General features: G+C 67.7%; 26 protein-coding genes. 14 read left to right on the top strand and 12 right to left on the bottom strand.

Going from position 1 to position 22,987, the window contains the following annotated elements; all coding sequences use genetic code 11:
* Positions 1–12: 12 nt before the first annotated feature.
* Together O9344_RS11500 and O9344_RS11495 are read left to right on the top strand one after the other, a co-directional pair.
* On the top strand, positions 13–312 hold the full coding sequence (locus O9344_RS11500) for a hypothetical protein (RefSeq protein WP_298476855.1): 300 nt from the start codon (positions 13–15) through the stop codon (positions 310–312).
* Positions 309–1,229 (top strand): glycosyltransferase family 2 protein, encoded by a 921-nt coding sequence (locus O9344_RS11495; protein WP_298476852.1) that lies wholly within the window; start codon positions 309–311, stop codon positions 1,227–1,229. Before O9344_RS11500 ends, O9344_RS11495 begins: the two co-directional genes overlap by 4 nt.
* Before the next feature lie 100 nt (positions 1,230–1,329).
* Here the strand turns inward: O9344_RS11495 and O9344_RS11490 are convergent, their stop codons facing one another.
* On the bottom strand, positions 1,330–2,220 hold the full coding sequence (locus tag O9344_RS11490; protein WP_298476849.1) for a LysR family transcriptional regulator: 891 nt from the start codon (positions 2,218–2,220) through the stop codon (positions 1,330–1,332).
* Positions 2,221–2,320: 100 nt separating this feature from the next.
* Between O9344_RS11490 and O9344_RS11485 the strand changes: the two genes are divergently transcribed.
* A complete protein-coding gene (locus tag O9344_RS11485; RefSeq protein ID WP_298476846.1) occupies positions 2,321–2,977 on the top strand; it encodes an isochorismatase family protein in 657 nt (218 codons plus the stop codon).
* 281 nt (positions 2,978–3,258) lie between these two features.
* Positions 3,259–4,194, top strand: coding sequence for a patatin-like phospholipase family protein (locus tag O9344_RS11480; protein ID WP_298476843.1), 936 nt, complete (start codon positions 3,259–3,261; stop codon positions 4,192–4,194).
* Positions 4,195–4,238: 44 nt separating this feature from the next.
* Here O9344_RS11480 and O9344_RS11475 read toward each other — a convergent pair whose 3' ends face one another.
* A complete protein-coding gene (locus tag O9344_RS11475; RefSeq protein ID WP_298476840.1) occupies positions 4,239–6,269 on the bottom strand; it encodes a TonB-dependent receptor in 2,031 nt (676 codons plus the stop codon).
* A 199-nt stretch (positions 6,270–6,468) separates the two neighbouring features.
* Here O9344_RS11475 and nikR point away from each other — a divergent pair, with 199 nt between their 5' ends.
* Positions 6,469–6,885 (top strand): nickel-responsive transcriptional regulator NikR, encoded by a 417-nt coding sequence (nikR, locus tag O9344_RS11470; RefSeq protein WP_298476838.1) that lies wholly within the window; start codon positions 6,469–6,471, stop codon positions 6,883–6,885.
* A 72-nt stretch (positions 6,886–6,957) separates the two neighbouring features.
* Entirely contained in the window at positions 6,958–7,647 is a 690-nt protein-coding gene (locus O9344_RS11465; protein WP_298476836.1) for a formylglycine-generating enzyme family protein, read from the top strand.
* Positions 7,648–7,651: 4 nt separating this feature from the next.
* Here the strand turns inward: O9344_RS11465 and O9344_RS11460 are convergent, their stop codons facing one another.
* Positions 7,652–8,170: a winged helix DNA-binding protein gene (locus O9344_RS11460; RefSeq protein ID WP_298476833.1), complete on the bottom strand. Its 519-nt coding sequence runs from the start codon at positions 8,168–8,170 to the stop codon at positions 7,652–7,654.
* Between the two features lie 299 nt (positions 8,171–8,469).
* On the opposite strand from O9344_RS11460, the gene O9344_RS11455 reads away from it, so the two are divergent.
* The 6 genes from O9344_RS11455 to O9344_RS11430 all read left to right on the top strand — a co-directional run bounded on the left by O9344_RS11455 (position 8,470) and on the right by O9344_RS11430 (position 13,991).
* Entirely contained in the window at positions 8,470–9,462 is a 993-nt protein-coding gene (locus tag O9344_RS11455) for a TRAP transporter substrate-binding protein (RefSeq protein ID WP_298476831.1), read from the top strand.
* Positions 9,463–9,582: 120 nt separating this feature from the next.
* Positions 9,583–10,116 (top strand): TRAP transporter small permease, encoded by a 534-nt coding sequence (locus O9344_RS11450; protein WP_298476828.1) that lies wholly within the window; start codon positions 9,583–9,585, stop codon positions 10,114–10,116.
* 3 nt (positions 10,117–10,119) lie between these two features.
* Positions 10,120–11,448: a TRAP transporter large permease subunit gene (locus tag O9344_RS11445; protein WP_298476825.1), complete on the top strand. Its 1,329-nt coding sequence runs from the start codon at positions 10,120–10,122 to the stop codon at positions 11,446–11,448.
* A 4-nt stretch (positions 11,449–11,452) separates the two neighbouring features.
* Positions 11,453–12,175: a 5-oxoprolinase subunit PxpB gene (pxpB, locus tag O9344_RS11440; protein ID WP_298476822.1), complete on the top strand. Its 723-nt coding sequence runs from the start codon at positions 11,453–11,455 to the stop codon at positions 12,173–12,175.
* A complete protein-coding gene (locus O9344_RS11435) occupies positions 12,172–13,212 on the top strand; it encodes a biotin-dependent carboxyltransferase family protein (protein WP_298476819.1) in 1,041 nt (346 codons plus the stop codon). The genes pxpB and O9344_RS11435 overlap by 4 nt, the downstream gene beginning before the upstream one ends.
* Before the next feature lie 11 nt (positions 13,213–13,223).
* Positions 13,224–13,991: a 5-oxoprolinase subunit PxpA gene (locus tag O9344_RS11430; protein ID WP_298476816.1), complete on the top strand. Its 768-nt coding sequence runs from the start codon at positions 13,224–13,226 to the stop codon at positions 13,989–13,991.
* A gap of 6 nt (positions 13,992–13,997) precedes the next feature.
* Here O9344_RS11430 and O9344_RS11425 read toward each other — a convergent pair whose 3' ends face one another.
* On the bottom strand, positions 13,998–14,198 hold the full coding sequence (locus tag O9344_RS11425) for a hypothetical protein (RefSeq protein ID WP_298476813.1): 201 nt from the start codon (positions 14,196–14,198) through the stop codon (positions 13,998–14,000).
* A 68-nt stretch (positions 14,199–14,266) separates the two neighbouring features.
* Positions 14,267–14,500: a hypothetical protein gene (locus O9344_RS11420; RefSeq protein WP_298476810.1), complete on the bottom strand. Its 234-nt coding sequence runs from the start codon at positions 14,498–14,500 to the stop codon at positions 14,267–14,269.
* Positions 14,501–14,773: 273 nt separating this feature from the next.
* Here O9344_RS11420 and dxs point away from each other — a divergent pair, with 273 nt between their 5' ends.
* The gene (gene dxs, locus O9344_RS11415) at positions 14,774–16,618 is read left to right on the top strand and encodes a 1-deoxy-D-xylulose-5-phosphate synthase (RefSeq protein WP_298477059.1); all 1,845 of its coding nucleotides are present in this window, start codon (positions 14,774–14,776) and stop codon (positions 16,616–16,618) included.
* Positions 16,619–16,725: 107 nt separating this feature from the next.
* The gene (locus O9344_RS11410; protein WP_298476807.1) at positions 16,726–17,166 is read left to right on the top strand and encodes a cytochrome c family protein; all 441 of its coding nucleotides are present in this window, start codon (positions 16,726–16,728) and stop codon (positions 17,164–17,166) included.
* Positions 17,167–17,268: 102 nt separating this feature from the next.
* Here the strand turns inward: O9344_RS11410 and hemA are convergent, their stop codons facing one another.
* From hemA to puhA, 7 genes are all read right to left on the bottom strand, one after another.
* A complete protein-coding gene (gene hemA / locus O9344_RS11405; protein WP_298477056.1) occupies positions 17,269–18,462 on the bottom strand; it encodes a 5-aminolevulinate synthase in 1,194 nt (397 codons plus the stop codon).
* Between the two features lie 162 nt (positions 18,463–18,624).
* The gene (puhE, locus tag O9344_RS11400; protein ID WP_298476804.1) at positions 18,625–19,689 is read right to left on the bottom strand and encodes a putative photosynthetic complex assembly protein PuhE; all 1,065 of its coding nucleotides are present in this window, start codon (positions 19,687–19,689) and stop codon (positions 18,625–18,627) included.
* A 10-nt stretch (positions 19,690–19,699) separates the two neighbouring features.
* Complete coding sequence (gene acsF / locus O9344_RS11395) at positions 19,700–20,761, bottom strand: magnesium-protoporphyrin IX monomethyl ester (oxidative) cyclase (protein WP_298476801.1); 1,062 nt, start codon at positions 20,759–20,761, stop codon at positions 19,700–19,702.
* The gene (locus O9344_RS11390; RefSeq protein WP_298476798.1) at positions 20,758–21,063 is read right to left on the bottom strand and encodes a hypothetical protein; all 306 of its coding nucleotides are present in this window, start codon (positions 21,061–21,063) and stop codon (positions 20,758–20,760) included. The genes acsF and O9344_RS11390 overlap by 4 nt, the downstream gene beginning before the upstream one ends.
* Complete coding sequence (puhC, locus tag O9344_RS11385; protein WP_298476795.1) at positions 21,060–21,518, bottom strand: photosynthetic complex assembly protein PuhC; 459 nt, start codon at positions 21,516–21,518, stop codon at positions 21,060–21,062. Before puhC ends, O9344_RS11390 begins: the two co-directional genes overlap by 4 nt.
* A 10-nt stretch (positions 21,519–21,528) precedes the next feature.
* Positions 21,529–22,179, bottom strand: coding sequence for a photosynthetic complex putative assembly protein PuhB (gene puhB / locus O9344_RS11380; protein ID WP_298476791.1), 651 nt, complete (start codon positions 22,177–22,179; stop codon positions 21,529–21,531).
* Positions 22,176–22,964 (bottom strand): photosynthetic reaction center subunit H, encoded by a 789-nt coding sequence (gene puhA, locus O9344_RS11375; RefSeq protein WP_298476789.1) that lies wholly within the window; start codon positions 22,962–22,964, stop codon positions 22,176–22,178. Before puhA ends, puhB begins: the two co-directional genes overlap by 4 nt.
* Positions 22,965–22,987: the final 23 nt, after the last annotated feature.

Genomic DNA, 22,987 nt, shown 5'->3' with positions numbered 1-22,987 from the left:
CCGACGGCGCGTGTGAGCCGTGCGATCCGCGACTTTCCTGCGGTAACGGGCGCCGTCCTGCTCATCGATGGTCAGCTGTTCGATGAGCTTGCAGGCTTCGACGAGATATATCCCTTCGGCTACGAGGACCTCGATCTTTGTCTGCGTGCCGGGCAAAAGGGTGCGCGGATCACCTGCGCGCAAGCGATCGACTCCCTTCATTTCGAATCGACGAGCAATCGCGATCCCGGGCGCCATGACCTGAGCCGGCAACAGTTCTGGCTGCGGTGGCAGGGGCGCCATACACGGGTGGGGAGCTGGCAACCGCCATGAGCGCATCGCTGGACCTGTCGCTGATCGTCCATACGCGTAATCGCCGGGACATGCTTCACCCGCTGCTGCGGTCCACCGCGTTCATCGGCGAGCGCATCATCGTGGACATGGCCAGCGACGACGGCAGTGCCGATCTGTGCGAGCAGGCCGGCTGCCGCGTGATCCGCATTCCTGCCGAGCCGTTCGTCGATGAACTGCGCAACCGCTACCTGCCTCTGGCGACGCGAGGCTGGACCCTGCTTCTCGATTCCGACGAGTATCTCTCGGCCGACGCAGAGGGGCTGATCGGCACGCTGATCGCGACGGCCGGCGATCGCATCGACGCCTATGGGATCCCCCGCTTCAACTATATCGGCGCCGACAGGCTCCCTGCACCGGGATGGTATCCGGACCATCAGATCAGGCTGTTCCGGACGGGTGTCATCGCTTTCCAGAAGGGCCACCACCAGCGTCCCGTGGTCCTGTCGGGAGACGAGCGCCTCGCACTGGTCGACCCCTCGGGCGGCCTGCACATTCATCACCAGAATTATCGCGACCTCAGGGAGTTCATCGCGCGGCAGCTCGACTACGCCCTGACCGATGACTACGAGGGCGAACGGGACCTGAGGCTCTATCTCTCGGAGGCCTACGAGGCGATGGAACGGGGCCTCGGCGACCACGAGCGGTCGGACCTGGACGCCGCGCTTGCCATTGTCATGGCCTGGGATCGCGTCGTCCGCGGGGTCATCCACTGGGAGGCCAGCGGCAGGACGACGGAACTCACGCGGGCCTTCAGCCTCCCCCTGGTGGTCGAACAGGGGCCGGCCTTTGTCGCGCTGGAACAGCGCGTCCGGGACTTTGAAAACTCGACCAGCTGGCGCGTGACGGCCCCCCTGAGGCGCTTGTCGATGTGGCTGCGCTCCATCCGGCAGCGCTAGGCCTCGCGGTTGTTCCGAACGGGCCGGATACCGTCAGCCGCAGCGCACGCGGCTCCACCGGCTTGGGGTGGCGGTCGGTAACGCCGCCGGCGGGGCATGTTCATTGAAAGCCTTTTCGCCCGATCTGCTGTCGCAACGACTTCAGGAATTCGGCGACGACGGGAATGGCGTTCCGGCCTGGCGGCAGGAGCGCAAAAATGTCGACGTTGCCCATCACCAGCCTCGGCAGAACGGGGACCAGTGAGCCCCGCGCGACAAAGTCCGCGGCAAGGAAGGTGGGCAGGACGCTGAACCCCGCGCCACCTGCCGAGATGGTGCAAGCCGCTTCCGGATCGTTCACGGTGCAGCAGACCTTCACCCGTTGCGATAGGACGTCATCGCCGTCCCTGAGGTTCAGGACAGCCTCGTCGGTGTGATCGTTCGACACCTGCACGAATGGCAGGTTGGCCAAATCGTCGCATGTCGTCACGCGCGCTGCCAAAGCTGGCGGCGCATAGAGGCCAAGTGTCGCAGACGCGAGCCTGCTGGTGATGAGATAGGGCTCGCTGGGCTGGCCGATCCGGATGGCCAGGTCGACATTGTCGCGCAGCGGATCAATCCGGGAATTGTCGAAGCGGACGACGGCGGTCACATGCTCACGCTCCGCCAGGAAACGTCCAAGGAAGGGCGAGAGGACCAGCTTGCCGAAGAGGAACGGTGAGACGATCCGCAACAAGCCCTGGGTCGGTCCCATCGCCGCTTTCGCTAGCGAACGGGCCTCGGACAGGGCAATTCCCATGGTTTTGGATGGTCCGCGAAGGACTTCTCCGGCCTGAGTCAGACGCAGTTTGCGGCCGAAGCGATCGAAGAGCGGCACCCCGACTGCCGCTTCAAGACGAATGAGACGTCGGCTCACCGTCGCCTTGGGCAATCCAAGCCTTCTGGCTGCGGCAGAGAGGCCCCCCTCCGAGATGATGGCGTCGAACAGAACAAGGTCATCGGCGTCCATCATCGTTCCGCTTGTGGGACATACTATCGCTAGTTCGGTCCCTTTTTGAAACATAGGCGGCGCGTATCATCAAGTCTCGCACTGCAGCAAAGGCTCGCTCCCGATGATCGCTTCCCCCACCAACGCCGCACTCGCCGGCTTCAAGGCGACTAACACCGCGCTCTTGTACGTCGACTACGTCACAGGTCTCGACAACCTCATGACGACGATCCCGTCACGCCAGTACCGCAACAACATTGCGGCTTTCGCCAGTTTCAGCCGGATCTTTAACATGCCGACCGGCGTTCTCGGCGAGGAGAACGAGTATTACGGGACGTTTTTGCCCGAGATCAAGGAACTGATCACCGCGGGAGCTAAGACGTTCCAGTCGCGCTCGACGCCCACGGGCTATACCGAAGAGTTGGCCCTTTGGCTGCGAGGCACCGGCCGACGCAACGTCCTGATCGGCGGCATTTCCATCGACAATTGTACCCTACACACATCTCTCGATCTTCTTCGCGCCGGCTACAACGTCTTCTTTGTGGTCGATGTCTCCAGCACCAACAGCAAGCTGGCAGAGGATGCCGCCATCATCCGCCTCAGCCAGGCAGGGGCTGTGCCGGTGAGCTGGCTGAACGCCCTGACGGAACTGGGCGAGGACTTCGCCGGGCCCTACGGCCGGGAGATGATGGGGGTCATCCAGTCGCGCTGGCCGGCTTCGACGGTGGGCGTCGTTGACGACAGCACGCCCGACGGTCACGGCATGCAGTTGCCGGCATGAGCTCGGGCCGCCGCACATCTGTCGGATCGGCCGTCAGCCTGTTGCGGTGCAAACTCGGGCTCGCCGGAGTGCTCCTTGCCTGCGGCATGGGGGCAGGCTGCGCGTCCTTGGACCGTCTGCCTGCTCCTGAGCCAATGTCTGGTGCAGCCACATCGGCCTACCAGGGCATCGCCGATGCGAGGCTCGCCCTCGACGCCGATCCTGCTTTGGTCCGCCGTGTGTGGTTGGCCGCGGAATCGCGGCGGGCGGCTGCGGCAGGAGGGCGTCCCGGGCCGAGCCACATGCTCGCGCTCTCGGGTGGTGGCGCCGACGGCGCCTTTGGGGCGGGCCTGCTGGCAGGCTGGACCGCGAGCGGCAACAGGCCACAATTCGAATTCGTGACGGGCGTGTCGACCGGGGCGCTGATCGCACCGTTCGCTTTCCTCGGCCCGGCCTACGATGCCCAGTTGCGGACCCTTTATACGAGCCTGAGTGACTCGGAGGTCGCGGTGCAGCGGCCTTTGCTCGCCCTGCTGTCTGCCGACTCGCTCGCCGAGACAGCACCGCTAGCGCGCCTGATCGAGGCGAACTTCACCTCCGACATGATGCAGGCCATCGGGCACGAGCACGGAAAGGGCCGGGTGCTCCTCGTTGCCACGACGGATCTCGATCTCGGCCGCCCGATGATATGGAACATCGGCGCCATCGCCGCATCGGGTCATCGCGATGCCCTCGCGCTCATCCGCCGTATCCTGCTGGCTTCCGCGTCAATTCCCGGCCTCTTCCCGCCTGTGCTGTTCGACAGTGACGTGCCGGGCCGCCAGGAGCTTCACGTCGATGGCGGGGTCACCAATCAATTGTTCCTCTATGCGACGACTGTTCCTCTGAGTTCGGCACCGCCCCACGTCCGGAGCAGAACCAGGGTCGCCTGGATCATTCGCAATGGGCGCTTCGCGGAGGCCCGCGCGGAGACCGCTCGCGGGCTGTTGCCAATCGCCAGGCGATCGATTTCGACACTGATCGCCGCCAACGCCGCCGGAGACACCTATCGTGCCTTCGTCCTGCTCCGGCGTGATGGCATCGGCTATAATCTCGCCGCGATACCCGACAGCTTCGTCGTCCAGGCTCGCACGCCCTTCGATCGCGATTATATGGCAGCGCTGTATGATCTCGGCTTCAACGAGGGCCGAAGCGGGCGCATCTGGAGGACGACGCCTCCCGGTCTGGCGCGCGACTGATGGTCGTGCCTGCGCTTGGTCGACCCACCGTTTGCTCGCGTGGTTCAGAACCGGCCCGACACGGTCAGCCGCAGCGCTCGCGGCTCCACCGGCTTGAGGTGGCGGTCGGCGACGCCGCCGGCCGGCTCGCCGGGCAGGCGCGACGTGTAGAAATAGTCGATCTGGCTCGCGGCGACATTGAACAGGTTCAGCACGTCGAGCTGCACGGCGACGCCGTTGTCGAAACGGTAGCCGACGCGGCCGTTGACGAGGGTGGTGGCGGGGGCCTTCTGGCTGTTGTCCTCGATGAGCGGGCGCGGCCCGAAATAGCGCAGCCGCATGCCGCCATACCAACCCGTTGCGCCGCCTAGGGTGAAGCCCGCTGCGGCGATGGCGACGGGCGCGCCGGGAACGAAGGACCCGGCGGGGTCGATATCGGTGAAGCGGGTGCGGGTATAGGCGATCTCCGCGTCGAGGGTCACCCATGCGGCGGGCTGCCATTTCGCCGTCCATTCGATGCCGATGCGGCGGCTCGGCCGGCTCGGCTCGGTGGTGCCGGCATCGCCGACGAAGAGGTTCTCCGAGGCGAAGTCGAGGCCGAAGACGGCGAGGGTGGTCTCGAGGCCGGCGAAGGGCCGGTAGCGCAGGCCGGCCTCGGCGCCGCGCGACTTCACCAGCAGCGGCACACGGTCGACGGGGGTCACCTTGTCCCTGGGATCGACGGTGATGGTGGTGCCGCGCGCGTCGTTGGAGTGGAAGCCCTCGCCATAGTTGAGGAAGAGCTCGGCGCCGTGGAAGGGGCCGAGGACGAGGCCGAGCTTGGGGCTGACGATGGCGGCCTGGGTGCGGCCGGAATTGGCCGCCGTACCGCTCGCCACCGAGGCCGCGTACCAGTCGACCCGCGCGCCGGCGGTGGTGCGCAGCCAGGGCGTCCAGCGCAGGGTGTTCTCGGCGAAGAGGGCAGCGCTCGTTTCCCTGACACGGTCATCGCGGATCGTGTCGAGAGGGTTGCGATCCTGCGTCCGTGACAGGCCGACGCGGATGTCGTCGTGGCGGGTCTGCAAGCCGATCCGCGTCTCCATCGGGATCGAGCCGAGCCGCCCGAACCACGTATGGCTGGCATTGAGGCCGAGCACGGTGCGCTGGTCCCTCTGGCGGAACTGGTCGCCGCGGACCGGGTCATCGAGAAAATAGGTGAAGTTGTTCCACAGGTTCAGGCCGGAGCGGATGACGTAGCCCTCGACGCGCGAGGCACTGTCGGCCTCGGCGCGGCTCCAGCGGCCGGAGAGGCTGAAGCGGTGGGCATTGCCGCCATCCGTCGGATCGAGCGAGCCGAACCGGTCGATGAGGCCGCTGGCAATGGCTCGCAGCGGCACCTGGTCGGTGGCGGTCCAGCGGTTCGCATAGGCCATGGCGGTGATCGCGAAACCATTGGTGTCGGTGCCCTGGCTGTAGCGCAGCAGGCCGGAGAATTTCCGGATGTCGTCGGAGACCTGCCAGGGGCCGCGATAGATCGTGGTGTCGATCGCCGCGAGGATCGTGCCCTCACCGAGTGCGCCGGAGCCGGCGACGAGATTCCGCCAATGGCCGAAGCTGCCGAGCGTGGTCTGGACGAGGCCGCGGTCGAGCCGGTCGACATAGTTGATGCGGACGGAGCCGGCTGAGGCGAAGTCGCCCTCATCGGCATAGTAGGGCCCCTTGCGGAACCAGACACCGCCAACGAGTTCGGGGATGAGGAAATTGAGGTCGGCATAGCCCTGGCCGTGGCCATGGCTGCGCATGTTCACAGGCATGCCATCGACATGGATGGCGATGTCGGTGCCGTGGTCGAGGTTGAAGCCGCGCAGGAAGTACTGGTTGGCTTTCCCCTCACCGCTGTGCTGGGTGACGATCAGGCCGGGGATGGCCTCCAGCACTTCCCCGGGCCGCGTCACCGGCCGCGACTGGATCTCCGCGGCGGAGATGGTGCCTTCGGAGGCGGCGCGCTGGGGGGCCGGGCCGTCCGGGGGGATCGTGCGGCCGGCGCCAGGCCGCTCGGCGCTGATGGTGATCTCGGGGAGGGCGGTCTGGGCATGTGCTGCGCCCGACAGCAGCATGGCTGCAATCGTCGCCCATCGCCCGCCCGTCTTCACGCCGCCCCACGCCATACCACTCCCCCTGCGGAAACGTCGCGCAGCAGGGCCATGAGGGACAAGTCCAAAATATGAGCTTTGCGCCGAAAAATCATACTCGCTGGAGGCTGGTGGCGGCGACCGGGCCGGCTAGTGTGGTGGGGTTCGGCCAAGGACGGGTCCCATGCAGCGCATCACCATCACCATCGACGACGACCTGCTCGATGTGGTCGACAAACTGGCGGCGCGACGTGGCTATGCCAGCCGGTCCGAAGCGATCCGCGACCTTGTCCGCGCCGCCGCCGTGGACGAGGCGTCGGAAGATCGCGCGGCGCCCTGCTGGGCGACGCTCACCTATGTCTATGACCACCACACCCGCGATCTCGCCCGCCGCATCACCGGCATGCAGCACCATCACCACGACCTGTCCGTCTCGACCCTCCACGTCCACATGGACCACCACGAATGCCTGGAAGTGTCGGTCCTGAAGGGGCCGGTCGGGGACGTCCGCGACTTCGCCGACAGCGTCGTGACGCAACGCGGGGTTCGCTTCGGCCGCCTGCAGATCTTCCCCGACCACGGCCACGCCCACGACCACTGAGCCGAGAAGCGCGAGAAAACCGCGGCGGGGTCGTCGGCGTAGGTCACGACGAGATCGGCCTGGAGAGTTCGCATGACCCGCCGCCTTGCCATCCCCGCCGTCCTCCTCTGCTTGGCTACGCCAGCCGCAGCGTCGGAGCCCGACCGCGCCCGCCTCGGCACCTTCGCCCTCGACCGCACCGAGGTGACGATCGGCCGGTTCCGCGCCTTCGCGCGGACGACGGGTCTCGTCACGGTCGCCGAGCGCGAGGGCGGCGGCTTCGAATTCGCCGGCGGCTGGACGCGCCGTCCGGGCTGGACCTACGCGCGGCCGCAAGGGGCGCCGGGCGGCGATGGCGAGCCGGCGGTCCATGTCACCTGGGAGGAGGCGGGCGCCTATTGCCGGTCCGTCGGCGGGCGGCTGCCCAGCATGGCCGAGTGGCGGCAGGCCGCCTATACCGAGATGCGCGCGACGCCGACCGATGGTTTCGAGCGCGGGCGCATCTATGCCTATCCGGTCGGCGACCAGCCCGACGGCATGAACAATAACCGCCGCCACCATGTCGTGGTCGGCACGACGAAGCGCGGCGTCAACGGCCTCTTCGACATGGGCGCGAATGTCTGGGAATGGATCGCCGACCGTCGCGGCGAGGATGCGCTCACCGCCGGTGGGTCATGGTGGTACGGGCCGGCGCAGACGCAGAGCGGTGGCGCACAGTGGAAGCCGGCGGCGTTCTTCGCCGTTTATGTCGGGTTCCGCTGCGCCTACGACCTGCGCGATTGAGGGCTCAGAGGCTCGCGGCGGCGCGGGCGGCCTGGTCATAAAGGCCGGAGAGGGCGCGCATCTCCGTGGCGATGCGGCTGAGAATGGCCGGCTCGGTGCCGAAGGCCTTGACGCCCTGGATCAGCAGCGCCTCGCGGATCTCGTGATAGCGCGTCACCACCTCGGCGCCCTTCTTGGTCACCGAGATGGCCTTCTCCTTGCCGATCTTCTCGCCCTTCACCAGTCCGGCGGTCTCCAGCTTCTTCACCGCATAGGTGATGAGGTGGGTGTCCTCGACGTTGAGCACGAGGGCGATGTCGGCCATGCGCTTCGGCCGGCCGCGGTGATAGACCGTGTGGAGGATCATGTTCTCCAGCGGCGAGAGGCCGGGCGCGCCGGCAGCGGCAGCGCAGCGCACCGTCCAGCGGTGGAAGGCGTGGCTCACCATGATCATGCCGAACTCGAATTCCGACAGGGCCGGCAGCTCGCCAGCGGCGAGATGAGCCGAGGAGACGATCGGACCGAGCGGGAGGGTGGGCTTCATCGCGGGGCTCCTCCCGGGCGAATGGGCCACAGACAATGCCTGTACTATTCGCCGAGATCAAATGGATAATTTAGCGAGAAAACATCAACGTCATGTTGACAAGACTTCAGGTGTGACGGATCGTCGGCTCACGATCCGCCATCGTGCGGCCGGAACACGTCTCGCGTGCACGATGGTGCCGCGTTGCGGATTTCGACCTTGTCATTACCGCTCGGTGGCGATCCAATCCGAAGAAGGGCGCAAAGCCCGACCGCCACAATGGCGGACGCATCCAGAGACCGGAACAGGAGTCCCGCCACATGTTCGACCGCCGCCAGTTCGTCGCCGGCCTAGCCGGCACGACCGTCCTCGCCGCCCCCACCGTGCTGCGCGCCCAGACCGCCTGGGACATGCCGGTGCCCTATACCGATGGCACCTACCACACCCAGAATGTTCGCTGGTGGGTGGATGAGATCGCCAAGGCCACCAATAACGGCATCAAGATCCAGGTCCATTCCAACAATTCGCTGATCCGGCTGCCGGAGATCCTCCGCGCCGTCGGTTCGGGCCAGGTCGCCGCCGGTGAGATCCTCATCAGCCAGTTCGGCAACGAGGACCCGATCTTCGAACTCGACTCGATCCCCTTCCTCGCCCAGGGCTTCGACCAGGGCCAGGCGCTCTACGCCGCGTCCAAGGCCGCTCTCGAGGCCGCCTGCCAGCGCCGCGGCATCCGCGTGCTCTACTCGGTCGCCTGGCCGAGCCAGGCCTTCTACTCGAAGACCCCGATCAACTCGGCCGCCGACATGCGCGGCATGAAGTTCCGCACGGTGTCGCCGATCACCTCGCGCATGGCCGAGCTGCTTGGCGCGGTGCCGACCCTCGTCCAGGCCTCGGAAGTCCCGCAGGCCTTCGCCACCAACATCGTCACCGGCATGATCACCTCGGGCGCCACCGGCGTGCAGTCGCGCGCCTGGGAGTTCTCGAGCCAGTTCGTCAACCTGCGCGCTTCCATGCCGAAGAACGCGGTGCTGGTGAACGAGCGTGCCTGGCAGCGCCTGCCGGAAGCGGTCCGCAAGGCCATGACCGAGGTGTCGGCCAAGGCCGAGGAGCGCGGCTGGAAGCTCGCCGGCGAGGTCGAGACCAACTCGATCGAGGAGCTGCGCAAGAATGGCATGACCATCGTCGAGCCGTCGGCCCAGCTGCTCACCGACGTCAAGGCGGTCGGCGCCAAGCTGACCGAGGAATGGATCGCCAAGGCCGGTGACACCGGCCGCGCGGTGATCGCGGACTTCCGCAAGCGCATCGGCGCCTGAGCCTGACGAGGCCGGGCCGCCGCGGCGGCCCGGACCTCCGGGCCCGCCGCCTCCCCCGCAGCCCTTTTCTCGTCATGCGCGCCGGGCGATCACATCGCGGCCGGCGGCCCCGGACCTCCCATGCGGAAATCACTCGACCTTCTCTACACCGGCGCCGCATGGGCGGGTGCCGCCTGCGTGCTGGCCATCTGCATCCTGATGATGGCGCAGGCGACCCTGAGGCTCGGCGGCGGCATGATCCGTGGCGCCGACGACATCACCGCCTGGATCTGCGCCGCTGCGGCCCTGCTGCCGCTTGCCGCCACCTTCAAGCGCGGCGAGCTCGTCCGCATGGGCATCTTCATCGACCGCTTCGATGACCGCACGGCGCGGTGGATCGAGCTGCTGGCGCTCACCATGTGCGCGGCCTTCTCGGCCTACATGACCTATGCGCTCGGCAACATGGTCTACGAGAGCTACGTCTTCAACGACCGCGGCCAGGGCCTGCTGCCGCTGCCTCTGTGGATCCCGCAAACGCCGGTCGCGATCGGCTCGGGCGTGCTGACCATCGCTCTCGTCGACGAGTTCCTGCGCGTCGCCGCGGGCCTCGTGCCCACATATGTCCAGCAGGTTCGCGACCGCCATGCGGCCGGCGACTATTCCGGCGAGGTCTGAGCCATGTCCACCCTCGCGATCGGCGGCGTCCTGCTCGTCGTCATGTTCGCCGTCCTCACGGCCGGCGCCTGGATCGGCTTCGGCCTTGCCATCACCGGCTGGGTCGGCATGGCCTTCTTCACCAATTCCTCGCCCAGCCTGAACCTTGCCACCGCCGTGTGGCAGTCGGTGGCCTCCTGGGAGCTCGCGGCCCTGCCGCTCTTCGTGTGGATGGGCGAGATCCTGTTCCGCACCAATCTCGCCAACCAGATGTTCGTCGGCCTCGCGCCCTGGCTGAGGCGCATCCCCGGCCGGCTGCTGCACGTCAACGTGCTGGCCTGCGGCATCTTCGGCTCGGTCTCCGGTTCGTCCGCCGCGACCGCCGTCACCATCGGCAAGATGACCGTGCCGGAGCTGAAGCGCCGCGGCTATCCCGACCACATGTCGCTCGGCTCGCTGGCCGGATCGGGCACGCTCGGCATTCTCATCCCGCCGTCCATCATCATGGTGGTCTATGCGGTGGCAGCCGAGGTCTCGATCATCCAGATCTTCCTCGCCGGCTTCCTGCCCGGCCTGCTCGTGATGGTGCTGTTCTCCGGCTACATCATCATCTGGGCGCTGCTGAACCCCTCGCAGGTGCCGCCCGACGATCTCGGCTCGACGACGCTGCGCCAGAAGCTCTACGCCTCGCGCGAGCTCATCCCCTGCATGCTGCTCATCCTGCTGGTCATCTGGGTGATCGTCGCCGGCTATGCGACGGCAACGGAGGCCGCCGCCTTCGGCGCGGTCGGCTCGCTGATCCTCGCCTGGTGGGGCGGGTCGCTGACGTGGGAGAACTTCCGCGAGAGCCTCCTCGGCGCGACGCGGCTGTCGGCGATGATCATGTTCATCCTGGCGGGCGCGGCCTATCTCACCCTCGCCATGGGCTTCACCGGCATTCCCCGGGCGCTGGCGGAATATGTCGCCTGGCTCAACCCGTCGAAGTTCCAGCTCATCGGCGTGCTGACCATCATGTACATCATCCTCGGCACGGCGCTCGACGGCGTGTCGATGATCGTGCTGACGACGACCATCGTCCTGCCAATGATCCAGAAAGTCGGCATCGACCCGGTCTGGTTCGGCATCTTCATCGTGCTCCTCGTCGAGATCGCCGAGGTGACGCCGCCGGTGGGCTTCGTGCTCTTCGTGCTGCAATCGATGAGCGGGCGCGACAGCTGGTACGTCGCCTATGCTGCGTTGCCCTTCTTCCTGATGCTGGTCATCGCCATCGTCGTCATCACCATCTTCCCCGACATCGTCACGGTGCTGCCGCGCATGTTCGTGGAGGCGACACAGGCGGGCGGTCCAAGGTAGCGCCATGGCATCGCCCGTTCCCCGCTTCCTGCCGTGTGGCGACACGGCGGTGACGATCGAGTTCGGCACCGAGATCGATAACGCGGTCAATGCCCTCTGCCTCGCCTTCGACGAGGCGCTGAAGGCTGCTGCGATTCCCGGCGTGATCGAGACGCTGCCGACCTATCGCTCGGTGCTGGTGCAGGTCGACCCGCTGGTGATCGACATGCCCGCCTTCGAGGCGCGTGTTCACGCCATCCTCGACGGGCTGAAGCAGTCGGGTGCGCCGCCGCGGCGCTGGACCATTCCGGTGGTCTATGGCGGCGCGTTCGGCATCGACCTCGAGGACGTGGCGCGGGCCCACGGCATCACCACCGAGGAGGTGATCCGCCGCCATGCGAGCCGGACCTACCGGGTGGCGATGCTCGGGTTCCTTCCCGGCTTCTGCTACCTCTCGGGTGCCGACCCCTCCATTGCCCTGCCGCGGCGCACCAGCCCGCGTCTCAAGACGCCCGCCGGGACCGTCTCCATCGGCGGCGTCCAGGCGCTCTTCGCCTCCGTCGAGGCGCCCTCCGGCTGGCATCTCCTCGGCCGCACCCCGGTGCGCAACTTCATGCCCGACCGCGACCCGGTCTTCCTGGTCGGCGCCGGCGACGAAGTGGTGTTCCAGCCCATCGCCGAGAGCGAGTGGGACGCGCTCGACCGCGCTGCGGCGGCGGGCGAACAGGTGGCGGTGCTCGCATCATGACGCGCCTTTTCGTGAAGGATTGCGGCGCCGGGACCACCATCCAGGACGCCGGGCGTTTCGGCTACCAGCGCTATGGCGTCGGCCCCGCCGGCGCCATGGACAGAATCGCGCTCGCCGTCGCCAACATGCTCGTCGGCAATGCGCCGGGCGAGGCGGCGATGGAGTTCACCGTGCTCGGCGGGTCCTTCGTCGTCGAGGGCGGGCCGGTGCGCGTGGCGCTCGCCGGAGCGCTCGCCGACCTCAAGGTCGATGGCGAGCCGGTGGCGGCGCTCACCAGCGCCACGGCCGAGCCGGGCCAGACGATCAGTGTCGGCGCGGCCAAGGCCGGCACCTTCATGGTGCTCGCAGTCTCGGGCGGCTTCGCCGTGAAGCAGGAGCTCGGCAGCCGCTCCTTCCACCTGCGCGGTGGGCTCGGCGGCGTCGAGCGCGCGCCCGTGCGCCCGGGCCAGTCGCTGCCGGTCGCCGGCGCGCCGCAGGGGCCGGACCTCACGGCCACCGTGCCGCCGAAGGTCTCGGCCGGTGCCTATCGTGTCGTGTTCGGGCCGCAGGACGATTATTTCAGCGAGGCCGGCAAGGCCACTTTTCTCAGCGAGACCTACACCGTCTCGGCCGAGGCCGACCGCATGGGCTACCGGCTCTCCGGACCGGTGATCGAGCATGCCAAGGGCTTCAACATCGTCTCGGACGGCATCGTCACCGGCTCGGTGCAGGTGCCTGGCTCGGGCGAGCCAATCGTCCTCCTCGCCGACCGGCAGACCACCGGCGGCTACCCGAAGATCGCCACCATCGTGTCGGCGGACCTGCCGCGCTTCGTCCAGCAGCGGCCGGGCAGTGCCATGCGGTTCACCGCCGTTACGCTGGCCGAGGCCATCGCGGCCGCGCGCGAGCAGGCGGCGATGCTGGAAGCGGTGCGGGCGGGCCTGAAGCCGGTCGGGCTCGGCCTCGATACCGAGCACCTGCTCTCCGTCAATCTCGTCGACGGCTGGGTGGACGCCCACGCGCCGCTCGTCGATCCTCTTGCCGATCGCGTCGCCTGAAGGAGGCCCGCATGACCGCCGTCGACCTCAATTCGGACATGGGTGAGGGCTTCGGACCCTGGCAGATGGGAGATGACGAGGCGATGCTCTCCATCGTCTCCTCCGCCAATATTGCCTGCGGCTGGCATGCGGGCGATCCCATCATCATGCACCGCACCGCCGAGATCGCGAAGGCCAAGGGCGTCGCCATCGGTGCCCATCCGGGCTTCGGCGACCTCTGGGGCTTCGGGCGCCGCGTCATCCGCGGCGACAGCATGAGCGATCTCGAAAAGCAGATGGCCTACCAGATCGGCGCCATGCAGGCGTTGGCCGTCATGGCCGGCCACACGGTGACCCATGTGAAGACCCACGGGGCGCTGGGCAACATGTGCAACGACGACCTCGACATGGCCATGGCCGTCGGCCGCGCCATCAAGGCTGTCGATCCGGGCCTCGTCTATGTGGTCATGCCCGGCCTCGTCACCGAACGCGCCGCCGAGACGCTTGGGCTTCCCATGGCCCGTGAGGTCTTCGCCGACCGCACCTATGACGACACCGGCAACCTGACGAGCCGCAAGAAGGAGGGCGCGGTGATCCACGATGCGGCACTCGCTGCGGAGCGTGTGCTGCGCATGGTGGAGGACCAGGAGGTCGTCACCGTCACCGGCAAGAGGCTGAAGGTCACGATCGACACGATCTGCGTCCATGGCGACAACCCCGCGGCGGTCGCCATGGCCCGCACGGTGCGCCAGACGCTAGAGGCGGCCGGCATCTCCATCCGGCCATTCCGGAGCCCCTGATCGGCCTTAGTGCTGCGAGCCGGTGGACGATGCGTTGCGCGTGAGATTCGCATGGGCGATGCGCAGCACCGCCTCGATGGCGGTCTGACGGTCCCACCCGCGCTCCACCATGTCGGTGATGAGCTGTTCGAGGGCGGGCTCGAGCACCATCTCGGCCTCGTCGAGGTGATCGGGGTCTTCAGGCTGGGTCGTCGGGGGCTGGATCATGGCAGGCGCTACTGGGTAGCGCCTGATTACGCAGGTGACGGGCGTGTGGATCACTGCCGGATGCCACGTCAGTTGACGTCGGCATCCCCCATTCGGCCGATATGCCGCTCCCCCTCCACCTCCGCCATGACCGCGGCGGTCTGGGCGATGGAGAGGCCGACGAGCGCCTGCGCGACGACCATGGGCTTCCACCCGGCCGCGACGGCGCGCGCCACGAGATCCTGAAACGCAGCTTCGAGCGCCGCCTCGGCTTCGAGGACGGGATCGGTCGGCGCGTCAGTGGGGCGCGGGGAGAGGATCATCGCTGTCACGTCCGATACACCAGTCGGTTGCCCGACTGCAATGATGTCCGCAGGATTTTAACGCAGCGACGAAACGCCCAGCGCTTGCGAGCAAGCCCTGACGGCATCCCCCGAAGCGCCACTCGGAATTCCGGAACCACGACCTGGTTCCATGACGACGCACGTTGGTTATAGCACAGGAGTGTCAAATTAAATTGACACTTTTTTATGTCACGATAATCTCCTTCTTCCTGGACGCTTCCCACGAAGGAGGGTGTCGTGACCGTCACTCCCATGCTCGACAGGCTCACCTCACCGCAGGACATCCGCAGGCTCAGCCCAGCCGATCTCGCCGGGCTCGCGGAGGACGTCCGCGTCGCCACCATCGACGCGGTGTCACGCACCGGCGGCCATCTCGGCGCCGGGCTTGGCGTGGTCGAACTCACGGTGGCGCTCCACCATGTCTTCGACACGCCGCGCTCCAAGATCATCTGGGATGTGGGCCATCAGTGCTATCCGCACAAGATCCTCACCGGGCGACGTGACCGCATTCACACGCTCCGGCAAAAGGACGGCCTGTCCGGCTTCACCCGTCGCGCCGAGAGCGAATACGACCCGTTCGGCGCCGCCCATGCCTCGACCTCCATCTCCGCAGGCCTCGGCTTCGCGGTGGGGCGCGACCTCAGCGGCGACGACTTCTCGGTGGTCTGCGTCATCGGCGATGGCGCCCTGTCCGGCGGCATGGCCTATGAGGCGATCAACAATGCCGGCGCGCTCGGCTCGCGGCTGATCGTCGTGCTGAACGATAACGAGATGTCGATCTCGCCCTCGGTGGGGGCGCTGACGACCTTCCTCGCCAGGCTCGCGCCGACCCAGCCCGACCGGCTCCTCACGCCCTCTGCCGAACGGGCGCGCAGTCCGCTCGCCGATGGCGGGCTCTTCGTCGATCTCGGCTTCCGCTATGTCGGTCCAATCGACGGCCATGACCTCGACCGTCTCGTGCCAGTGCTGACGGAAGCGCGCGACGGGCCGCCCGGTCCGGTGCTCGTCCATGTCGTCACCGAGAAGGGCAAGGGCTACCAGCCCGCCGAGACCGCCGCCGACCGCTACCATGGCGTCGTCAAGTTCGACGTCGGCTCGGGCGTCCAGGTGAAGACCAAGTCGAATGCGCCGAGCTACACCAAGGTCTTCGCCGAGAGCCTCCTGGCCGAGGCCCAGGCGGATGAGCGGATCGTCGCCATCACCGCTGCCATGCCGACCGGTACCGGCCTCGACCTCTTTGCCCGCACCCTGCCGGAACGCTGTTTCGATGTCGGAATCGCCGAGCAGCACGCCGTCACCTTCGCCGCGGGCCTTGCCTGTCAGGGCCTGAAACCCTTCGTGGCGATCTACTCGACCTTCCTGCAGCGGGCCTACGACCAGATCATCCATGATGTTGCCTTGCAGGGCCTGCCGGTGCGCTTCGCCATCGACCGGGCGGGCCTCGTCGGCGCCGATGGGCCGACCCATGTGGGCGCCTTCGACGTCGCCTCGCTGGCCTGCGTCCCCGGCATGGTGCTGATGGCCGCGGCCGACGAGGCCGAACTCGTCCATATGGTGGCGACTGCCGCTGCCCATGACGCCGGGCCGATCGCCTTCCGCTATCCGCGCGGCGACGGCACGGGCGTCGACATGCCCGAGCGCGGCGAGATCCTGCCGATCGGCAAGGGACGGGTGCTGCGCGAGGGGCACGACGTCGCGATCCTCTCCTTCGGCACGCGGCTTGCCGAGGGCCTGGCGGCCGCCGACCTCATGGCCGCCGAGGGCATTTCCGTCACCGTGGCCGATGCGCGGTTCGCCAAGCCCCTCGACACCGCCCTCATCGCCGATCTCGCCGCCCGTCACGGCGCGCTCCTCACCCTCGAGGACGGCGCATCCGGCGGGTTCGGCGCCCATGTGCTGCAATGGATGGCCGGCGAGGGCCTGCTCGATGCAGGCCTTAAGGTCCGCACTCTGGCGCTGCCCGACCGGTTCCAGGCGCAAGACTCGCCCGCCGGCATGTATCGCGAGGCCGGTCTCGACGCCGAGACCATTGCTGACCGCATCCGCGATCTCGCTGTCCCGGCGGGTGCTGCGCGGCGCCGGACGGGCGCTGCCTAGGAGTCAGCAGGACTACGGACTCGCCGATCCGATCCCGGAGCGAGACGTAAATGGTCTTCGCAATAAGGCGAAGCCAGGAAGCATCGCCCTCACGGAGGAGCATCCCTATGGCATTCAGACGTCGCATGATCGCTCTCGCCGGCCTCGCTTTGGCCGCCGCAGCGTCCCCCGCATTCGCTCAGTCTGCACCGGCCCCGGCTGCGGCGCCCGCCGCCGGTGCGGCGGATCCGGCCGCCGGTGAGCGCATTTTCGCGCAGTGCCGCGCCTGCCACCAGCTCGGCCCGACCGCCCGTAACGGTGTCGGCCCGCAGCTGAACGGGATCTTCGGCCGCAAGGCCGGCAGCGTCGCCGGGTTCAACTATTCCCCGGCCTACCAGGCGCTGGACAAGGTGTGGAACGAGGACAATTTCCGCGTCTACATCCGCAATCCCCGCGAGGTCACGCCGGGCACCCGCATGGTGTTCAACGGCTTGCGCGACGAGGGGCAGATCACCAACCTCATCGCCTATCTCAAGCAGTTCAACGCCGAGGGCGTTCGCTCGCAGTGAGGGCTGCCGGCCACCCCGCGAGGGGCGGGCGGTTCTGCCGATCATGGCCGAGAACAAAAAAGGGGGCCCGTCGGCCCCCTTTTTCCATGTGGGCGGGCGGGATCAGACCGCCGTCCACACCGCCTTCAGTGAATCGACGAGGTGATCCACGTCGGCGTCGGTATGCATCGGCAGCGGCGTGATGCGCAGCCGCTCCGTGCCGCGCGGCACGGTGGGATAGTTGATCGGCTGGACGTAGATGCCGAAATCCTCCAGCAGCATGTCGCTCATCGCCTTGCAGCGGACGGGATCGCCGACCATCACCGGGACGATGTGGCTGGGATTGTCGAGCGTCGGGATACCCGCTGCGGCGAGGCGCCGCCGCACCAGGGCCACACGGTCGCGCTGCTGCATCCGCTCGACATTGCTGTCCTTGAGATGAGCGATCGCGGCCTGGGCGCCGGCCGCGACGGCGGGCGGCAGCGAGGTCGTGAAGATGAAGCCCGACGCGAAGGAGCGGACGAAGTCGCAGAGTGCGTCCGAGGCCGCGATATAGCCGCCGACCACGCCATAGGCCTTGCCGAGCGTCCCCTCGATGACGGTGAGGCGATGGCTGACGCCGTCACGCTCCGAGATGCCGCCGCCGCGGGGGCCGTAGAGGCCGACCGCATGGACCTCATCGAGATAGGTCATGGCGCCGAAGGCATCAGCGACATCGCAGATCTCGGCGATGGGGGCGATGTCGCCGTCCATCGAATAGACCGACTCGAAGGCCACCAGCTTCGGCACGGACGGGTCGAGCTCGGCGAGCTTGCGCTCGAGGTCGCGCGGATCGTTGTGCTTGAAGACCTTCTTCGGCGCCCGCGAGTGGCGGATGCCCTCGATCATCGAGGCATGGTTGCCGGCATCGGAGATGACGACGCAGTCCGGGATGTTGGAGGCCAGCGTCGACAGGCTCGCCCAGTTCGACACATAGCCGGAGGTGAAGAGCAGGGCCGCTTCCTTGCCGTGGAGGTCGGCAAGCTCGCGCTCCAGCAGCACGTGGTAGTGGTTGGTGCCGGAAATGTTGCGCGTGCCGCCGGCGCCGGCGCCGCAGCGGTCGAGCGCCTCGTGCATGGCCTGGAGCACGGTCGGGTTCTGCCCCATGCCGAGATAGTCGTTGGAGCACCAGACGGTGACTTCGCGCTGGCGTCGGCCGGCCCGATGCGTCGCCTTCGGGAAGGCGCCCATGTGGCGTTCCAGGTTGGCGAAGACGCGGTAGCGGCCCTCGAGGCGAAGGCGGTCGAGTTCGCCCACGAAGAAGGCCTCGTGGTCGATGGGCTTGGTCGGCCGCCGCGCGAAGGCGCCGGCATAGGGACAGGCCGAGACGGGCCGGTCGTCGGTGATGGCATGCGGTGCCTCGGGGGGGAGGGAACCGTTGCGGCTTTCGAGGCCGAGTTCTTGTGTCATGCTATTCCTCCCTCTCCGTGGTGTTCACGGTCATGCCGCACAAGCGGCGAAGGCCCGTTCGAGCCGGGCGGCGTCGAAGTCACGACCGATGGCCGTGACGACGGGTGGGCTGAAGCGGCGCGGAGCCGCCGGATGGAGTTCGGCGCGCCCGTGGGCCACCGCGAAACGGATCCAGCCATTGCCGGCCCGGCTCGTGCCGGTCAGGCTGATGACCTGGCCGAACTGGCCGACGGCGACCTGTTCGAGAACGCCGCGCAGCGCGCCGGCATCGACCTCGCCGGTCATCGAGGCTTCCCACGAGGTGACCGCTTCGGGCGCCGTCGTGGCCGAGCCGCGACGGTGCGAGGCAAAGCCCCAATCCCACAGCTTCGTCGAGGCGATGGGGAGCACCATGAGCCAGTGCTCGAGGATGCCGAGGGCGAGCAGCGTGCCGGGCAGGAGATGGGCGATGCGCTTGAAGGGATCGGTTGCCGCGTCGAAGCCGGGCAGGGCGAAGAGGACCAGCGCCACGGTGGCGGCGGTCATGGCGACGGGCATGAAGGGGTTCATGGCGCGGCGGCGGAAATAGCTGCCGAGATAGGCGAGATGGGCCGGCAGGAAGGCGTCCGGCGGGTTTGGAACGCCGAGGAACAGGTTGATCTTGGCGCTGAGGCGCATCAGCCAGAGCACGCCATAGGTCCAGGCGGCGACAGGATTGGCCGCGTCCCAGGTGAGCACGAGGACGGCGATGCCGGCGGCCGCAATGGCCAGTTCGTGGTCGATGATGGCGGAGGCCGCGAGGCGGAAGCGCCGGAAGCCGGTGGCGTCCGGCGGGCAGGGGGCCCGCCGGGGGCCGGCGATGGTGCCAGTGAGGAAGGTCAATTCCGTCCAGCCCCACAGGACGAGGGCGGCGACGAAGGCGGTGTAGGCGGCGGCGGCCGAGGTGTCGGCCGCCGTCCACCCAATGGCGGCAAGGGCGAGAAGGGCGAGGAGGCTCGCGACCGCGAGGCTCCAGCGATGCGTCGGGCGGGGCAGCCCGTCGACATAGAGAATCGCTCCCGTGCTGCCCCACCACAGCACGATGGTCACGACGACCGGGATAGCGATCTCGCCCATGGGTCCCGTCCTACCAGGCCGGAGCGAGCCGCACCTGGGCGGGCAGCTCGTTGCGGACGACCGGGATCATGTAGAGGCGGGCGAAGGTCGCCGCCCCCTGGACGCTGAGCCAGGCACGCTTGACGCGGCCCATGATGCCGCCCTTGGCCTTGGCCTCCTCGCCGGCGCGCACCAGGGCGAGCAGGCGGTCGAGGCCGGGCTTGAAGGCGGGATGGTCGATGTCCAGCGTGAAGGGGAAGACCTGCTTGGAGATCTCCGAGGTGATGCGGAAGACCTTGTAATCGTAATCCGCCGGGTCGATGCCGAGCTGCGCGTGGAAGGCCGGCCGCATGTGGTCGCGGACATACATCGTGGCGTAGACGGCGAGCAGGAAGAAGCGGATCCACAGGCGGTTGCGGCCCTGGAGCAGCTTGGGGTTCGCGCGCATGATGAGGGCGAAGGCCTCGCCATGGCGGAACTCGTCGTTGCACCAGTTCTCGAACCACTTGAAGATCGGGTGGAAGCGGCGCTCCGGATCCCGTTCGAACAGGCGGTGGATGGTGATGTAGCGGGCGTAGCCGATCTTCTCCGACAGGTAGGTGGCGTAGAAGATGAACTTCGGCTTGAAGTAGGTGTACTTCTTCTCCCGCGTCAGGAAACCGAGGTCGACGCCGACGCCGAAATCCTTGAGCGATTCGTTGATGAAGCCGGCATGGCGCGATTCATCGCGCGCCATGAAGGTGAAGAGATCGCGGATCTCCTTGTTCTGGATCCGCTTCTTGATCTCCGAATAGAGCACGCAGCCGGAGAATTCGGCGGTGAGCGAGGAGACCATGAAGTCCAGGAACTCGGCCCGGAGCTCCGGCGGGAGCTGGTCCAGCGCCACGTCGAAGGCCGCGTCACGCTTGAAATGGCCGCGATTGGGGTCGCGGCGCATCTCGGCCATGAGCTCGTCCCACTCGGCGCGAACCGAGGAGATGTCGAGCCGATCCATGGCCGCGTGGTCGGTGGTGTAGAAGCGGGGCGAGAGCAGGGCCTCGTCCTTGGCGATGTCGGCCGAAAAAGTTGCGCGGGTGCCGCCTTCGGGGGTCATGACTCACCTCCAGCCGGCTGGAAGCCCACCTCGTAGAGCTCGGTCAGCTCGAGATAGGCGGCAATGCGCGTGGCGAGGCGGGAGAGGCCGCCGGCGCGGATGATGGTTGCGGTGCTCTCGATGACGCGGCGCTCGCCGAAGGCGATATGCGAGGGCGCGTTGTGGACCAGCACACGGTCGCCGGGGCGGATCTCGACCGTCCCGATGTCGACATAGGCGTGCAGGCTCTCAGGCGTATTCTCCAGGTCGATCGTGCAGGGCACGTCGAACTGTTTTTCCCCGTTTTTCCCGTTCTGTATCATGATGAACCTTCCTTGTTGTGGAGGAGCTGGGAAAACGCCTCCAGGTTCGTTGGGCCGAAGGAACCGAGCGCGATCTCGCGACCGGTCGCGGTGTCGTGGAGGATGAGCATCCCGTTCACCCGCCGCTCGAGGCGGAAGGGTTGGTCCGGGCCAATGCCGCGCATCTTCCTGTCGCGGGCGAGCCCGCGCATGACGCCGCGCATGAAACCGCCCTCCCCGGGCGGGACTGTCAGCAGGAGGCTGTCATCCGAGGCGCTGAGCACCCGGATGGAACCCTCCCGGTCTTCGAACCGCAGGTCGATGGACGTTGCGGCCTTTGCGGCGGGCAGGTGGACCGTGCCGATTCCGGCATGGCGACCGAGCGCCGCGAAGAGGATGGCGAGCGCCAGCACCAGGCCCGCGGCGGCGATGGGCCAGAGGCCGAACCGGGTGTTGGGGGCGGTCGCCGTGGTCATGGGGGTCTCCTCAGCTCGTGGCCGGCTGGCCGAGCACGGCCGGGGACGGCGTCTCGGTCATGGCGGCGGGGAGCGGCTGCACCGCTTCGCCGCGCAGGGCTCCGGCGAGCAGGGCGGCGACGGCCTGGGGCCGGGCGATGGCGCGCAGCATCGGCTCGGGCCGGCTGAAGCGCCACGGGCGCCAGTTCGGCCAGAGGGCGAGGGCGGCGATGCGCTGGCCGGCGACGATGCGGACCGGCAGGTCGCCGGTGCCGTCGCCGCGCACCTTGAGAGCGGCCGACTCGATCTGGCTGAAGGGCACGTTGACCGTCAGCGGCAGGGCGACGCCCGAGCGGATGATGATCCGCTTGGTGGTCACCGTGTAGATCGTGCTCCGCGCATAGGACCAGGCCAGCAGCGCGAGCACCGCCATGCAGGCAAGGCCGAGCATGGCAATCCAGGCCATCTGCCGCGAGGCCGCTGCCACCGCCATGCCGTCGGCATGGGCGGCGAAGCCGCACCAGGCCACCAGCAGCGCGAAGTAGATCGCGACCTTGCGGATGTGGAAGGCGCGCACGGCGAGGCTGCGCCATTCCGGCTTGCCCTGCCAGAGGATGCGCTCGCCCTGGGGCGGGATCGCCGGCAGCCCGGGAATCGGCTCGAAGTCGAAATCATCGGTCATATGATCGGCTCCTGGCGGCTCGGCGCGGCGTAGAGCAGACCACCGCCGAAATAGCCCATGACCTTGTCCTCCTCGAGGAGGGTGATCCGGTCGGGATTTCGCAGCGCCGGCACATCGGGGAAGTGCTTGCCGAAGAGGGCATCGACCACGACGCGGCGGCGCGAGGGCTCGAAGCGGCAGAAGCCCATGGGGATCATGATGCGGCGGGGCGAGCCGGCACCGGGGATCTCGGCCTCGAGGTAGCGGATGACATATTCGGCGCGATCCACCCAGACGTCGGAGATGGTGCCGACCACCTCGCCGTCACCGGCGACCAGCGTCATGCCGCGGGGATCAGGATCCTGCTCGGCGACGTGGAAATCGGTCATGATGCGCAGCGGCAGGATGCGCGGCTCGCCGGAATAGAGGCGATCCGGCACGTCGGCACGCTCGGCATAGGCGGCGGGGCCCACACCGTCGACGAGGGGATTGCCGGTCGGGATCAGCGGAGCGCCGGGGAACTTCGCCATGGGGGTGGCGGCGATGGCGCGGGTATCGGGGCGTCCGCCGGCGACCAGGACGCTCTCGCCGCTGGCGAGGTGGTAGGTCTTGGAGGGCGGCGGGGCTGGCCAGCCGATGATGCTGACGCGGCCACGCTTGCGGTCGCCGGAGCCCTCGATGAGCGGATAGCCCTCGCGCTTGTTCTCGCGGTGCAGATAGAAGATCAGCGCGGCGAAGAAGATGAGGAAGGCCCAGAAGGTCAACAGCGCCAGGTCGATGCCGCGGTCGTCAAATCCGGTGATCATGGTCGCCTCCAGGGGCTGATGGG

Origin of the sequence: Phreatobacter sp. (genome assembly GCF_027532945.1) — a bacterium.
Lineage (GTDB): Bacteria > Pseudomonadota > Alphaproteobacteria > Rhizobiales > Phreatobacteraceae > Phreatobacter.
The sequence above is the reverse complement of the archived record's forward strand: the minus strand, read 5'-3'. Positions and strand labels throughout refer to the sequence as shown.